Source organism: Legionella quateirensis (assembly GCF_001467955.1).
GTDB lineage: Bacteria > Pseudomonadota > Gammaproteobacteria > Legionellales > Legionellaceae > Legionella > Legionella quateirensis.
The window spans coordinates 70,239-85,579 of sequence record NZ_LNYR01000041.1; the positions used below are offsets into that span (position 1 = coordinate 70,239).

Sequence of the window (15,341 nt, forward strand, 5' to 3'; positions counted from 1 at the left end):
ACTTTCTGATGATATTGAACAGAAATTAATTCACATTATATGTTTTAAAACATTCCTGATTTTTAATTCGCGGACTTTTTACCCCATAAAACAAACCGGTTTCCATACTCTCGCATACCTGCTTTTTATTCATGGAATTTAAACATTGCGCCAGATCTGAATTCTTGCAATTGGGGAAAATAGCATCTGGAGTTCCCATCGCATGATATTGTTCCGTACCCCAATCATTTAAATCAGTTGTGTAATAAGTAATAAAATCTTTTATCTTAAAGTTTTGATCTAAGGAGAATACCTTAAGTCCGGGATTATTGTGATGAATACGACTGATACCCGGTGTTGAGTAGTCATAAATATTCGTTCCATCATTTAAATGAATTTTTCTGAACTCATCCATATGCGTATGTGAGGCCAGCAAGGTAATTTGACCATAACGATGATGATATTTATCCAATAACTGGATAAATCGGGTTAAATAAGCCTCATGCCAAAAAGAGGCTCCATTGTAGGCCGTTCCAGGTGGTACATGCATTGCAATTAATAATTGCTTGGCCTGCTGAGTCTTCAACTGCTGCTCAAGCCAAAAAAGCTGGGTATAAGCATCTCGTTGCTGATTTGGGTATTGAGGAATATAAAAGGGAAGCTTAGTAAATTGCACCGTGTTTAAAGCGAATAATATGATCTCTTGATTACCAGGAATTACATAACTGGAATAATAACCATCTTTCCGCATATGACTGTCCTCAATTATTAAGCCCTCACAATATACGCAGGCTCCAGTCCAGTCGGTTGCAAAATTCAATGGGGATTTTCCATCCAGTTCAAAAGGTTGATAATTTCCGCTTAAGGAATCATTATTGCCTGTAATGTAAAACATAGGTTTAGAACTCTGATCTGCTTCAAATAAACCAGAAAATAAGGTCTTTTCATAGGCCTCTTTTTTGGCGGTAACAAATATTGAATGAGTAGGGAGATCACCCAGGTACAGAATAAAATCTACATCTTTAGTCAGCTCTTTAATCCGATTCAGAGTAATAGCTAAAAACTCATTGCCGGTATCATAACCATCTAATGAAATATTATCACTACCATAATGAATGTCCGAAACTGTTAAAAAACGAGGAGCGGCTATTACAGAATTCATAATACAGATTAACAACAAAAGAACTTTAACCATAGAACGCAATTAAACTCTCCAATAACAATGATGCCGTTATTATACTATGTAACCCATTATATGATGTAGTTCAATCAAAAGGTACTTATGTACATTATTGTTTTCACTCTACATGTCAAAAAATACATTGATTCAGGAAGGTGTATTAACACCCGCAATCAGTGTTCACTGACTGCGGGCAATAAGTCGAATTAAATTGCTTCACGGATTATCCAGGTTCTTCCTTTCTGCTCTGCGTTAGCAGTTGATTGTATCCAAAGCATCATTGGTTTTCCGTTAGGGGAAAAGCTCAATGAATCAGATGTTAGGGCAACTGCAAAGGGATATTTTCTTCCCAAAGGTTGCAATGCAGACCAAACTCTATTTGCATCGGACTGATTATCGGTAACGATTAACTCATTTCCTCTGTACACCACATTCACTGCTTGGCCTTTAAGTGCCAAACGTACCGCAGATTCCAAACGTCTCCACTTGGCTTGATGACTTCGTTGTACAGCCACCTGAGTAGGATTCATCTGAAAATTAATACGATTATGTGGCGCAAAAACCCTCGCCAAACTATTATTACCAGGACTTTGTTTCAAAAAATAAGTGATTAAAGCATCCAGTAAAGGACGTCCAGGTCCTGCAGATTTTCCAGGCAATCGATTAATATACATAGCAAAAGCCAAAGTATGACCATTAACTGTGTATAAATATCCGGAAAGGCTATTCATCCCGGTCATGGTACCTGTCTTGGCACGAACAAAGCCCTGTTGACCTGGTTCCTTAAATCGTTTTTGCAAGGTACCATCCCGTCCGGAAATAGGTAAAGCCGCGATGTATTCATAAGATAATGGAAAACGTTGATATAAAAATTTCAACAAGGAAATGGTTTGTTCGGGAGTAACCAGATTATATCGGGATAAACCAGAACCATCGGTAAAAATTGCATTCGTCAGATCAATACCCGTCTGTTTTTGCAAAAAGTCCTTGATGACCGGCTGCGCGTCATTCCAGTTGAGCGGTGACCCCTTGATTTTAGCAGCAGCATGCAAATAAAGACTATCAGCATACAGGTTATCCGAAGGCTTTAACGTATCCGCCATCAACTGGGTAATGGGTTTTGAATATTGTGTGGCAATCAATAAAGTTCCCGCAGGGGCTTTACCTAATTGTACCTGGCCATTTAATTGAATATCTGCTTTTGCCAATTCACTTTTTATCATTCCCTGGGCATACATTAATGGATTTATAATGGCCAGGCGTTGTTGTAAGGCCCATTGCCCTACACCTACACAACCGCGAACGGTCAAGTGATTATCCTTGTCCAGAGTAAAACCGACACCGCACCCTTTTTCATTGGCTTTTGTTGTTACCTGATTGTTTAAAACAATTGCTCCGCCACCGTCATCCACTTCAACAATTGCAGGAGAACCAGTCTGTGCCCCAGGATTTACAGTGACGGTCAGTCGATTGGAATCAATCATCAATGGCGCTATCGGAGCGCCATAACTATAAGATAAATCAGATTTTAACCAACCGGGAGGATAAGCAGTAACTGAGGCCAGGCTGCTGTCTATTATTACATTGCCTTGGATAGAATGTATGTTCCACTCTTTAAGAGAAGTGAGGAGGGAATTTAAATCATCTCGAGTAAATGATGGATCGCCACTCAGGTGCAAATAAAGATTTCCATTGAGAACCCCCTGGCTTATTTGTCCAGCGCTGGTACTCAGTTGATTTTTAAACCGATAATCCGGTCCGAGCGCCATCAAGGTCGCGGCCTCTGAGAACAATTTCATATTACTGGCGGGAATAAATAAACGTTCAGCATTACGTTTGTACAGTGTCGTTCCTGAAGTTAAATCTAAAACTACAATTCCAAGATTTACATTTGGATTCAAACGTTTTATTAACTGATCTACGCCTGTTTGCAAACTGGCGCCAGATGATATCGACCATAAGGCCCACAAACAAACGCCAGTTAACGTCCTTTTCATCAATTGTGTTTCCTTATAAAATAAGAGTGAACTATTAATTTCAATCAACTAATCATATCTCAAGCCCAAGCGCTCCAAAAGCCCTGCAAGTGTATCATTATCAAAAAATTTGACCTTCAACCAACCACCTTCGGCTGTATCGTTTATAATTTGAACAGGTGCGCCGACCTGCTCGGATAAAATAGACTGCAATCGTTCAATATCCCTGTCTTTTTTGGCATTTTTGGGGGATTCTGAATCTCGATTTTTATAATCTTTCACAGCCTGTTCCAGCTGCCGCACCGACCATTGTTCATCAATCACCTGGTGGGCAAACAGTTCTTGCTGATCGGTATTTAATCCCACAAGAACCCGCGCATGACCTAATGATAACTGAGACTCACGAATCAGGTTCTTAACAGGTTCTGATAAAGTGAGTAATCGTAAAATATTAGCGAGATGACTGCGAGACTTACCAACCAATACAGCTATCTCATCCTGATGATAATGAAACTCATCCATTAAGCGACGATATCCAGTTGCTTCCTCAATTAAATTCAAATCCTGACGTTGAATGTTTTCAATAAGGGTAAGCGCGCAGGCCTGTTTATCAGTATACTCTCCCAGAAGACAGGGTACTTCCCGTAATCCGGCTATTTTAGCAGCGCGCCAGCGTCTTTCACCGGCAATTATCTCATAACGTTGTCTGGCAATGGCTCGTACAATCAAAGGTTCAATTAAACCCTGTGAGGCTATAGATTGAGCTAACTCATTTAACGAATCAACATTAAAATCCTGCCTGGGTTGATATTGCCCTGCATGCAATTGTTCTATGGGTATATAAATAAATTCGGTATGCATGAACGCGAAACACTAAAGAAGATTGATTATAATTGTTTCACAAACCAGTCAGAATTAACACTAGACTTTAGCTATTTGTGTAAAACCGTATAAGGACTAAAGATCAATTGAAACAAAAATCATTAATCTAGTACCAGAGCCACCAACCCCTCGATTACAACAAATTAGAACTAAATTGCAAGATCGTGTTGTAATTCGACTGGATGATCGGTCGTTCTTTCCACTGTGCTGGAAAAGAATCTGATTTTAGAATTATAGGGTTCTGTTTTAACATCACGTCTTAGTTCCTCAGCAAGCTCCGGATAAGCTGATAATAATACTCGGCTTTGTTTTATTATATGAGAATCCTTGGAGGCTTCTATCATCCTCATATAATATGCTGCGGTTTTCACATCGGATGGTGATCCTGACTTCAATAATAACTCCGTCATGGACAACATGGCATTGGTACAACCGCTGGCAGCAGACTGTCGCATCATATTTTTATACTGAGGCGATGTAGGTGCATATACTTGAGCCAGACGATATAAATCTAAAGGATTTTGTCTTGCCAAAGCCTTCATTTCTGACATTCGGCTGACTACCTCCTGCTTAATAGCAGGATTGTCTGGTTTTTTATGTAATTCCTTAACGAGTAGAGAAAAGTCACTACCGATGTTTAATAAAGCAACCATAACTCAACCTTTAATGTTAAAAGTTAGTCTCAGAATAAATGCTCCAAATTAAGGCATCATTAAGGAGGAGTTACTTTACTGTTTTTTTACACTTCGTGACTTTTATTGGATTTATGATGCATTATTTAATCAAAAAATCAGTCGTCATTTCACCTCAATTCCGAAATTAATATATTGGTACTTATCAAACATCCCATCGAAAATTGAATTCAACAGCCTGAGTTAATAACCCTTTAATATCATGTTGAGCTACGTAAAAATTACTTTCTCCAGGTAAGCCAGGATTCGATTTAATAAGACTGTTACTTGCTTTAAATTCACTGGTACCCAAAAGTCGATATTGAATCAACAACGAACTATGCGCACTCATCGCACGAGAAATTCCTGTTTTAATTTGCCAGATAAAGGCTGTGCCATATAACGAAGGGCTGAGTTGGCTTGCTGGAGCAGTTTCATATATAGGTGTATTAGGATCATCAACTACAAGTAAATTATTAGTCTGTACTCTTCCCGATTTAAGCCAGCTGACACCAACCCCACCACCAATAAACGGTGTCCAGTTTGCAAGACTATTAAAATCGTAAGCAGCATTAGTCAGAAATGAATACAGGTGAGCTCGAGTAGATACCGTACTGATTGGATTATAAATTTGTTGAGCATATACCGCTCCGGTAACACTATTTTGCTCCATCCAGCCATAACTACCATAACTGTTGCGTTTAATATTCTGATAGAGGAATTCAGTTTCTGCACGCCAATGACTATTAAAGTGATAACCTGCTGCAACATTAAGATCAAAACCATTTCTAAACTGATTGTTCCAATTAACATTAGGCAGAGAAAACAAGCTTGTTCCAATGGCGGTTGGCGAATACAGAATCGAAGTAGAGTTTTCAGTGAAACTGGTTTTTGTGTCGGAGAATGCAGCCCCTGCTCCCAAATTTATATAGAATCCAGCATGTACTGTAGAACACCAGATAACAGGGATTAATGGTAACAAGCTTCTAATGGTATAATTCATAATTAAATCCTTTTATATTAATAAAAATCAAGAATCGATTAGTACAAATCAGAACTCATTTTCTTGATTATTTCTTATCATAATAACCCCAGGCAAGATGAAATATCATATGACCCAGAATTGCTGACACCAAACCATAGTACCAAAATAAAAAGCCAAAAAGTAACGATTGCCAGAGACTGAGCAAAACTAATGAATACAGGAAACGCCTGCTTGCAATGCATCCTGCAGCAATGTAAGCGGGAACTTGTCCTACTGCAAAGAGTAAACCACTGAGAATTATTGAAATAACAATAACCGTATTACTCTTCTGTTTGGCAAACATCAAGCCAAAATAAGCCACTACATTCATTAATCCCCATCGGACAATGATTTCCTCAACGACTCCACCATAGAGTACGCAGCCATCAATACCTAGAGCCGCACGCAGTTTTGCCATAATTTGAAAACTGTGTTCATCCAGGATTGAACCTACTATTCCATAATAAAACACAAAAAAGATAATGGTGCCGACGAGGGTATATAGAAATGTAGGCAATAAAATGGATTGAAATGAATCAAGTCCAGCTTTCCCAGCTAAAAGAGCTTCTAGCAAAGGGGCGTTTAAACCCGTTTCTCCAGATAATACAGATCCGGCAAAACTCATGACAAAAACCATGAGCAATGTTTGCAAAACAGCGAATCGGCTGAATCGTTTTTTTAACACATCACTATTTTGAGGCAATAAAAAATAAATGAGTCGAGACATTGCAATACTGACACCAGGAATGCACAAACAAAACAAAACAATAATTAGTGGCCAATTGATTATCATTCATCATCCTTAACTTATATTGGACAGCTGAATCGAGCCTAGGGGTTAGAATCAGCTGCGGAATTCAGATTTAACTAATACACTATAAAAAAAACCATCCATACCCTGTTCACCAGGTAAAATCTGCTGGCCATGGCCAGTTTTTCGCCCCCAGGACCAGTTACACTGTGTCACCTGACAATCAGGATGTGTTGCCACAAATGCCGCAATTTGTTGTTCGTTTTCAGCAGCAATTACAGAACACGTGGCATAAACCATAATACCGCCCGGAGCAAGTAAAGGCCAAAGTGCATTCAACATCGATTGTTGAATTTGGGATACGGTACTCACCTCTTCACTGGTTCTGAGTAATTTAATGTCAGAGTGCCTGCGTATGACTCCTGTCGCGGAACAGGGTGCATCCAAAAGGATACGATCAAAAGGTGTTCCATCCCACCAGTTACGGGGGGCCGAAGCATCTCCTTGCAACAAAGTGGCTTTAAGTTTTAATCTATCCAAATTTTCCTGCACTCTCTTAAGACGGTTTGCATCGACATCCAAAGCGACGCATTGTGCCAGTTCAGGCTCTGATTCTAAAATGTGACAGGTTTTCCCACCCGGTGCGCAACAGGCATCCAACAGTCGCAATCCAGTCTTTAGGGACAACAAAGATACCGCCAGCTGCGCAGCACCATCCTGAACCGATACAAGGCCATCAGCAAACCCCGGTAATTGACGAACATCACAGGGAGATACCAATGTAATACCCTGAGCGGCAACAGGATGAGCATAGGCTTCGATACCTGCATCGGCTAATTTTCTTAAATAGTCTTCAACTGAAGTTTTTCTGATATTGACTCTTAAAGTCATTGGGGGATGTGCGTCATTGGCTTGAGCAACAGCCTGCCATTCATCTGGCCAGTCCGCTTTTAAACGTTGTAATAACCATTGTGGCTGTCCATATACAAAAGCAGGATGGGAAGCCAGTTTGGCTAAAATTTCGTGTTGTTGCCGGCAAAAATTACGCAAGACTGCATTGACCAATCCCTTTGCCCATACCTTTTTAATTTTTTCAAGCAGCGCGACTGTTTCCTTGACTACAGCATAATCAGGCTTATTCATATAGTGTAATTGATAAAGACCTATCAACAAAGCAATCCAGACTTCTATGGATTTTGGTCTTTTATCTACCAGATAATCGGCTATTACCTCCAGACGAAAATAATGGCGGCAAAACCCAAAACACAGTTCTTTGGTCATTGGCGACACTTCTGCCGAAGCGGGCATCAATTGTGATAAAGAGGATTTTTCTTCCAACAATGCGGTTAAAATCTTTAAGGCATGTAACCGTTCATTATTTTTCATTACAACACTAAACCTGTATGCAATTGTGTTTTTCCTGAATTCAACCAATCTGCTATGGAAATTGCTTTTCCTCCAGGAAATTGAATCACCTCAATTAAAATAGCCTTGTTTCCTGTAGCAACCAACATACCTTTCTTATCTATTTGAAGAATGGTACCCGGAGGTTGTGAACTGGCTGTCTCTGATAATTGCGCTTTATGAATACGGAGTATTTCATCCCCAACAAGAGTATATGCAATAGGCCAGGGATTAAATGCTCGAATTCTGCAATCAATCTGTTCGGCGGAATCATGCCAATTGATTCGTGCATCTTCTTTATTGATTTTACCTGCGTAGGTAACTAATTCATTATTTTGTGCTTCAGGTTTTGCTTTTTGTTGAGCTAACGCGGTCAAAGTAGACAATAAGGGTTGAGCTGACAACTGAGCGAGCTTATCGTGCAGACTGCCTGCCGTGTCGAACGAAGTAATGGGGCATTCGACTGTAGATAACATATCGCCTGTATCCATACCTACATCCATTTGCATAATAGTTACGCCTGACTGCGCATCACCATATAAAATAGCATGTTGAATTGGAGACGCACCTCTCCATCGAGGCAGCAAGGATGCATGTACATTGATGCACCCTAAACGAGGAATCTCAAGAACAGCTTTTGGCAATATAAGTCCATAGGCTATGACAATCATCACATCCGGTTGTAATGCTGCCAGCTCTGAAATTGTTTCAGGATTTTTAAAGTTAAGGGGTTGATAAACTGGAATCTGATGAGCCAGAGCCCACTCCTTTACTGCAGAAGCCTGCAATTTTCGACCACGGCCCGCAGGTCTATCAGGTTGCGTGTATACGGCTTTCACCTGATGTGATGATTGGCATAGCGCTTCAAGGCATGGGAGTCCAAATTCGGGCGTACCTGCAAAAACAATCGATAATCCACTCATGATTTGCGTGCTTGCTGACGCTTGAATTTATCCAGTTTTCTACGAGCCATCATTCTTTTTAAAGGTGACAAGAGATCAACAAACAATTTACCGTTTAAATGATCAATTTCATGTTGCAAACATTCAGCAAGTAATCCTTCACCCGTTATTTCAAAAGGGTTTCCTAATCGGTCCAACGCTTTTACCGTAACGTGTTCTGCTCTTATAACGGTATCATAGGCACCAGGAACTGATAAACACCCTTCTTCAAATTCTTTCTCGCCATGAGCTGATACTATTTCCGGGTTAATAATCACCATTTGTTGCGTTTTATCTCCAATAATATCAATCACCGATAACCGCAAACTAACCCCGATTTGTGGAGCAGCAAGCCCTACTCCCCTTGCGTGATACATAGTATCAAACATATCGTCAATCAAAGTTTGCAAACCATCATCAAAATGTACAACTGGTTGTGCAATCTTTCTTAAACGCTCATCGGGTAAATAAAGAATCTTTCTAATAGCCATTGCTTATCTGGTTCTCCACATCAAAGTCATGATATTATCCCCCATATATAGTAATGCTGCAAGATGCCCTGAAGCTTGATCACAAATAAGGAATCTTGGTGAAAAATCAGATTTGCGTGCAAGAGTCAGAAAATGATGCCAAGGCCTGACAAAGGATTGATACATGAGATATTTGCTCATTTTATTCTGTTTTTTATTATCTCCGGTGAACCACGCGTTAAGCCTGAGAGATGACTCCCCTCAACGATATGTTGTTCAACATGGTGACAGTTTATGGAGCATTGCCAATAAATATCTCAAAAACCCATGGGAATGGAAGTCATTATGGAGAGCCAATCCCAACATCCAAAATCCAAATCGTTTATATCCTGGAGCAGTATTAATTCTCGATTATTATCAAAATCAGCCTTATATCAGAGTTTTGTCCAACGGCACAATCAAGCTTTCCCCCAAAGTCCGCGCTCGCCCGGCCGATGAAGCGATACCACCAATACCCTTAGTAGACTTAAAACCATTTTTAGATGAATCATTAGTACTTGATGAAGATGTACTCACCCGCGCGCCTTATATCGTTGCGTTTACTGGTGAGCACATGCTGGGAGGGCAAGGGAATGAAGTCTATGTCAAAGGATTACATCCCTCCACGGAAATGCCTAAGGGAGGTACAATTGCCTATTCAATATTTAGGAGTGGAAAAAACTACATCGATCCAATTACCAATGAACTGTTAGGTTTTAATGCCAATCTGGTTGGCTATGGTGAATTGGTTGCTGGCGGTGAGCCCGCAACTTTATTGCTCACCAACATCAGAGTTGGTATCAAAAAGCTGGATAAGGTGTTAATCAATAACAGCCCCGAATTTGATATGTACTTCGAACCGAAATCACCCTCTCAAAACGTTTCAGGCTATATTATTGAAATGCCTGGCGGCATGCCATTAGGTAATAGTCAGGTCGCCGTGGGAAGTGTAATCGTGATTAATCTCGGCGCACGTTCGGGTATTGAAGCAGGTGATGTGCTTGGCATCTACGGTAAAAAACGAATCATTCGTGATCCCAAGAATCCGTTAATACCGATTAATCTGCCTCCTGAACGCATTGGTGAGGCTTTGGTATTTCGCCCCTTCACCAAAACCAGTTTTGCTTTAATCGTTCGGTCTACCCGAGCCGTATACTTAATGGATAGCGTTACGAACCCATGAACAATTTATCTTTTCTACTCGCACTAAACCGGATGAACAAAATTGGTCCTCGCACTGTAAGGAAACTGCTTCAGCGCTGGCCAGATTTAAATGATCTGTTTCGTCTCTCAAAACGAGACATGGAAGAAGCTGGCTTACCTTCCGTATTAGCCCAAACAATTACTGAGTTTAACCTGGATCTGGTTCAAGAGGATTTAGCCTGGCAAAATGCGGCATCCGATCATCATTTATTGACCTGGGATTCCCCGATCTACCCAGAGCTATTAAAAGAGATTAGTGATCCTCCCATAATTTTATATGCAAAAGGCCAGTTATCCTCATTCGATCATCCCAGACTAGCCGTAGTCGGCAGTCGCAATCCGTCAATAACGGGAAGTGAAAATGCTAGGAATTTTGCTAAAGCACTTGCCTCCCATGGAATTACAATAGTCAGTGGATTGGCGTTGGGAATTGATGGCCAGGCACATGCCGGTTGTATTGAAGCCAATGGAACAACTATTGCTGTCTTAGGTACTGGAATAGATTGCATCTATCCACGCCGGCATACCAAACTGGCAGAAAAAATTACCCAAAATGGCCTGATTCTTAGCGAATTTCCGTTAAATAGTCCACCGATCGCTGGACATTTTCCACGCAGAAATCGTATAATAAGCGGTTTATCATTATGCATTTTGGTTGTTGAGGCAGCAATTCGAAGTGGTTCCCTAATCACTGCCAAAATGGCATTAGAGCAGAATAGAGATGTATTGGCTATTCCAGGCTCTATCCATAACCCATTAGCACGAGGCTGTCATTATTTATTACAACAAGGGGCTAAACTGGTGACCTCAGTAACCGATGTACTTGAGGAACTGAGAATTGAATCTCGGCAGTTAACTGTTGATAAATCATTTTTTTCCCTTGCCAGCGGGAATGAAAACCTAGTAAAGTTCATTGGTTTTGAAATGACGAGTATTGATCAAATCATTGTACGTAGTGGATATACTATCGAACAAGTTACTGGTGAACTTGCAGAATTAGAATTACAAGGTGCTGTTAAGGCCGTACCTGGTGGCTATATAAGGTGTTAATATGAAAGATAACTTATTTGAAATGTTATTGAATTTATTTGAAAAAAGTCTAAATCAACTCCAAAAAAGCCATAAATCCGATGATCAGGGCATGCCGGAACTCACAGAAGATGATGAGATATTCCATACTGAAGAACAGGCTTTATTTATTAAAACAGCCCAGGAAAAATCTATAAGAATAGTTACTTATGAAGAACAAATGAAATTGACAAAAGCCAGTTATCAATTTCTAATGCGAATGAAATTATGGGGTATAATTGATGTTAATCTGTTTGAATTAATAATCAACCAATTACACAGTTCTGAATCTCGTATAATCACTTTGCAGGAAACGAAATGGACTATCAGAAACGTTCTGGAAAACCACATGGATGAAGAACAGTTGGCTTTTCTTGATATTGTGCTATACCAAACAGAAGATGAACTAACATTAAATTAATTATCTTTAATACATAGTCACCAATTATTTTTAGTGTCAACGCTTGGTGAACACACACTACCAATTTTAAGGAAAGGTTTATTTCATATGAGTAAACACTTGGTGATCGTAGAATCGCCTGCTAAAGCCAAAACAATCCAAAAGTATCTGGGTAACGATTATGACGTACTGGCATCCTATGGTCACGTTCGTGACTTGCCTGCACGTAAAGGTTCAGTGAATCCAGATAATCACTTCAATATGACTTATGCACCTATCGAAAAAAATGCACGACATATTGAAACTATAGCCAAGGCACTGAAAAAATCAGATTCATTACTGCTTGCAACTGACCCTGATAGAGAAGGCGAAGCTATATCCTGGCATATCTTTGAACTGATGAAAGATCGAAATCTGATTAAGGATAAACCTGTACATCGAATTTTCTTTAATGAAATCACCAAATCTGCCATTCAGGATGCCATAAATAATCCACGTACCATTTCCATGGATTTAGTCAATGCGCAACAAGCGCGACGTGCACTGGACTATCTGGTTGGTTTTAATTTATCACCACTGCTTTGGAAGAAAATCCGCCGCGGACTCTCAGCAGGACGAGTACAAAGCCCTGCTCTTCGCCTAATCGTCGAGCGAGAAGAGGAAATAGAACGCTTTATTTCGCAGGAATATTGGAAGATCCTGGCTCAATGCCATCATGCAAATACGGGATTCGAAGCCAGATTAACCCAATATAAAAATGAAAAGTTACAACAATTTACAGTCACTCAGCAAGAACAGGCACACCGGATAAAAGATGAGTTAATCAAAGAGGCTCAGGGTTATTTATCCGTTACTCAGATTGAGAAGAAACAACGTAAACGAAAACCTTCTCCACCCTTTATTACTTCAACCTTACAACAGGAAGCAGCGAGAAAACTGGGATTCACTGCTCGCAAATCAATGATGGTGGCACAGCAGTTATATGAAGGTATCGATATTGGAACAGGTACAGTTGGTCTTATCACCTATATGCGTACCGATTCAGTTAATCTAGCGGCTGAAGCTATAGATGAAATTCGAGAATATATTACTCAACGCTATGGCGTAGACAATTGCCCCAAAACACCTCGACTGTACAAAACCAAATCCAAAAACGCTCAGGAAGCTCATGAAGCAATACGACCCACTTCGGTGAAACGTTCTCCTGAAATGGTACAGGAAGCATTGACCACCGATCAGTTCAAACTCTACAGCCTGATATGGAAACGAACTATAGCGTGCCAGATGGAAGATGCGATTATGGATACGGTCGCAGTAGACTTTAGTTGTGGTGAAGGTACTCTGTTCAGGGCGAATGGTTCCACTGTCACCTTTCCCGGCTTTCTTACTGTATATGAAGAGGGTCGTGATGATTCTAAAGATGATGACAATGAAGGAAACATATTACCTCCATTTACAGTCGGTGAAAAAGTAAAAATTGCTGATATTGAAGCCAACCAGCATTTTACAGAGCCACCTCCACGATATTCCGAAGCGACTCTGGTAAAAGCGCTGGAAGAATATGATATAGGACGGCCATCCACTTATGCAGCCATTATTCATACCTTGCAACAACGGGAATATGTAGTAGTTGATAAAAAACGTTTTCTGCCGACTGATGTTGGCCGTATAGTAAATCGTTTTTTGACCAGTTATTTTACCCGCTACGTGGACTATAAATTTACAGCAGGCCTTGAAGATACTCTTGATGCAGTAGCTCGAGGAGAAAAAGAATGGATCCCTGTATTGGAAGAATTCTGGCAGCCCTTTGTACAACAAATTCAAAATACAGATGAGCAGGTTCAGCGTAAAGACGTTACTACTGAAATATTGGAAGAGCTATGCCCAAAATGCCAAAAGCCATTATCAATACGACTTGGTAAACGCGGGCGTTTTATTGGGTGTACGGGTTACCCTGAATGTGATTACACTCAAGATATGGGTGGCCAGGACAGTGAAAAAACAGAACCTGAAATTGTCGAAGGCAGAAGTTGCCCTCTTTGTTCCAGTGTTTTGCATATTAAAACAGGACGTTATGGTCGATTTATTGGGTGCAGCAACTACCCTCAATGCAAACATATGGAACCGCTGGAAAAACCGGCTGATACTGGCGTTGTCTGCCCTAAATGCAATCAAGCCAAAATTCTACAGCGCAAATCAAGGAAAGGGAAAATTTTCTATTCCTGCGGAGACTATCCTAAATGCGATTACGCTTTGTGGAATGAACCCATTGATAAACCCTGCCCTCAGTGTGCATGGCCTATACTTACAGTAAAAGAAAGCAAAAAATTTGGTCGTCAAATTTTATGCCCACGTGAAGGTTGTGGATATTCCCATAAGGAAGAATAGCGATTAGGAGTTTTTCGCAAAGAACAGGACTTACGAAAAACCCCAAGGTCGAGGCAAAAGAAATTGGGAGTTTCTAGTAAGTCCTCTATAAGGAATACATATGTTTAGGGAACTAATAAACACCATACCATTTAACCTGTTAATCATATTGTTAATGTTGATGTTTATGTGTATTACTTATATTTTTTCACGTATCTCAAATCCTTGGTTTCATATTTCTGCTGAGACAGAACATGTAAAATTAACGAATACGCTAATGGGTATATTAGCCAGCGGTTTTTTTGTTTTGCTCGCCTTCATTATTATTAACACATGGAATTATCAGCAGGAGGCACGAAATGCCGCATCTAAAGAGGCTTATTATCTGGCGGTTATGCTTCGAAATATCACCGCCTTTCCAGAGGAAGAACAGAAAAAATTAAAACAAAGTATTGCTAACTATACTGTACATGTCCGAGTTAATGAATGGAAAGCCATGCGTAAAGGACAGGACAGTCCTGAAGCATGGAAAAGCTTGGATCAACTGTACTTTCAGATTCAAAATTTACCGGCAACCTCTTATCAGGATAAACTCTATCACGCATTGGTTACCTCTAACGTAAATAATATTCTACTGAGCCGGAGGGACAGACTTAGTAAGATAGACAGTATTATTCCTAAAACTTTAATCGATACTGTATTTGCATACTCCATATTTTTGGCCATGATAGTTGGTTTGATCAGAGGAAAAGACAAACTAATTAATCTGACGCCAATACTTATTTTTTCGGGGTTATTGGGTTTGAATTTAGCTCTGGCGCTGAATTTTGATTACCCGTTTTCAGGAGAAATTAATGTCCCCAATAGCGATTATTATAAAGGAGCATTGGGTGATTTCCCTGATAAAACAACCGATTAGATTAGGTAGTGTTGAAAAATTCCTTTGAACCGATACAAAAAAGTAGCGTGTACTACTGAGGTCAGGA

General features: G+C 40.1%; 14 protein-coding genes. 5 read left to right on the top strand and 9 right to left on the bottom strand.

All coding sequences use genetic code 11. From position 1 onward, the window contains the following. Positions 1–25: 25 nt before the first annotated feature. The 9 genes from Lqua_RS14350 to def all read right to left on the bottom strand — a co-directional run bounded on the left by Lqua_RS14350 (position 26) and on the right by def (position 9,299). Positions 26–1,174 carry a metallophosphoesterase family protein gene (locus Lqua_RS14350; RefSeq protein WP_338011282.1) on the bottom strand — a complete coding sequence of 383 codons (1,149 nt, stop codon included), beginning with the start codon at positions 1,172–1,174 and terminating at the stop codon, positions 26–28. A gap of 191 nt (positions 1,175–1,365) precedes the next feature. Next, entirely contained in the window at positions 1,366–3,156 is a 1,791-nt protein-coding gene (gene dacB, locus Lqua_RS14355) for a D-alanyl-D-alanine carboxypeptidase/D-alanyl-D-alanine endopeptidase (RefSeq protein WP_058474973.1), read from the bottom strand. A gap of 48 nt (positions 3,157–3,204) precedes the next feature. Further along, positions 3,205–3,996, bottom strand: coding sequence for a ParB/RepB/Spo0J family partition protein (locus Lqua_RS14360; RefSeq protein ID WP_058474974.1), 792 nt, complete (start codon positions 3,994–3,996; stop codon positions 3,205–3,207). Between the two features lie 170 nt (positions 3,997–4,166). Further along, entirely contained in the window at positions 4,167–4,670 is a 504-nt protein-coding gene (locus Lqua_RS14365; protein ID WP_058474975.1) for a hypothetical protein, read from the bottom strand. 184 nt (positions 4,671–4,854) lie between these two features. Next, complete coding sequence (locus Lqua_RS14370) at positions 4,855–5,691, bottom strand: outer membrane protein (protein WP_083501352.1); 837 nt, start codon at positions 5,689–5,691, stop codon at positions 4,855–4,857. Positions 5,692–5,758: 67 nt separating this feature from the next. After that, complete coding sequence (locus Lqua_RS14375; RefSeq protein ID WP_058474976.1) at positions 5,759–6,505, bottom strand: CPBP family glutamic-type intramembrane protease; 747 nt, start codon at positions 6,503–6,505, stop codon at positions 5,759–5,761. Positions 6,506–6,556: 51 nt separating this feature from the next. Next, the gene (gene rsmB, locus Lqua_RS14380) at positions 6,557–7,849 is read right to left on the bottom strand and encodes a 16S rRNA (cytosine(967)-C(5))-methyltransferase RsmB (RefSeq protein ID WP_058474977.1); all 1,293 of its coding nucleotides are present in this window, start codon (positions 7,847–7,849) and stop codon (positions 6,557–6,559) included. Continuing rightward, the gene (gene fmt / locus Lqua_RS14385; RefSeq protein ID WP_058474978.1) at positions 7,849–8,790 is read right to left on the bottom strand and encodes a methionyl-tRNA formyltransferase; all 942 of its coding nucleotides are present in this window, start codon (positions 8,788–8,790) and stop codon (positions 7,849–7,851) included. The genes rsmB and fmt overlap by 1 nt, the downstream gene beginning before the upstream one ends. Beyond that, positions 8,787–9,299: a peptide deformylase gene (gene def, locus Lqua_RS14390; protein ID WP_058474979.1), complete on the bottom strand. Its 513-nt coding sequence runs from the start codon at positions 9,297–9,299 to the stop codon at positions 8,787–8,789. Before def ends, fmt begins: the two co-directional genes overlap by 4 nt. Positions 9,300–9,462: 163 nt before the next feature. On the opposite strand from def, the gene Lqua_RS14395 reads away from it, so the two are divergent. The 5 genes from Lqua_RS14395 (at position 9,463) to Lqua_RS14415 (ending at position 15,274) form a co-directional block, all read left to right on the top strand. After that, positions 9,463–10,500: a LysM peptidoglycan-binding domain-containing protein gene (locus Lqua_RS14395; protein WP_058474980.1), complete on the top strand. Its 1,038-nt coding sequence runs from the start codon at positions 9,463–9,465 to the stop codon at positions 10,498–10,500. Further along, a complete protein-coding gene (dprA, locus tag Lqua_RS14400) occupies positions 10,497–11,570 on the top strand; it encodes a DNA-processing protein DprA (protein ID WP_058474981.1) in 1,074 nt (357 codons plus the stop codon). The genes Lqua_RS14395 and dprA overlap by 4 nt, the downstream gene beginning before the upstream one ends. Position 11,571: 1 nt before the next feature. After that, complete coding sequence (locus Lqua_RS14405; protein WP_058474982.1) at positions 11,572–12,009, top strand: DUF494 family protein; 438 nt, start codon at positions 11,572–11,574, stop codon at positions 12,007–12,009. An 87-nt stretch (positions 12,010–12,096) separates the two neighbouring features. Continuing rightward, positions 12,097–14,376: a type I DNA topoisomerase gene (gene topA / locus Lqua_RS14410; RefSeq protein WP_058474983.1), complete on the top strand. Its 2,280-nt coding sequence runs from the start codon at positions 12,097–12,099 to the stop codon at positions 14,374–14,376. Between the two features lie 100 nt (positions 14,377–14,476). After that, a complete protein-coding gene (locus Lqua_RS14415) occupies positions 14,477–15,274 on the top strand; it encodes a bestrophin-like domain (protein WP_058474984.1) in 798 nt (265 codons plus the stop codon). Positions 15,275–15,341 lie beyond the last annotated feature (67 nt).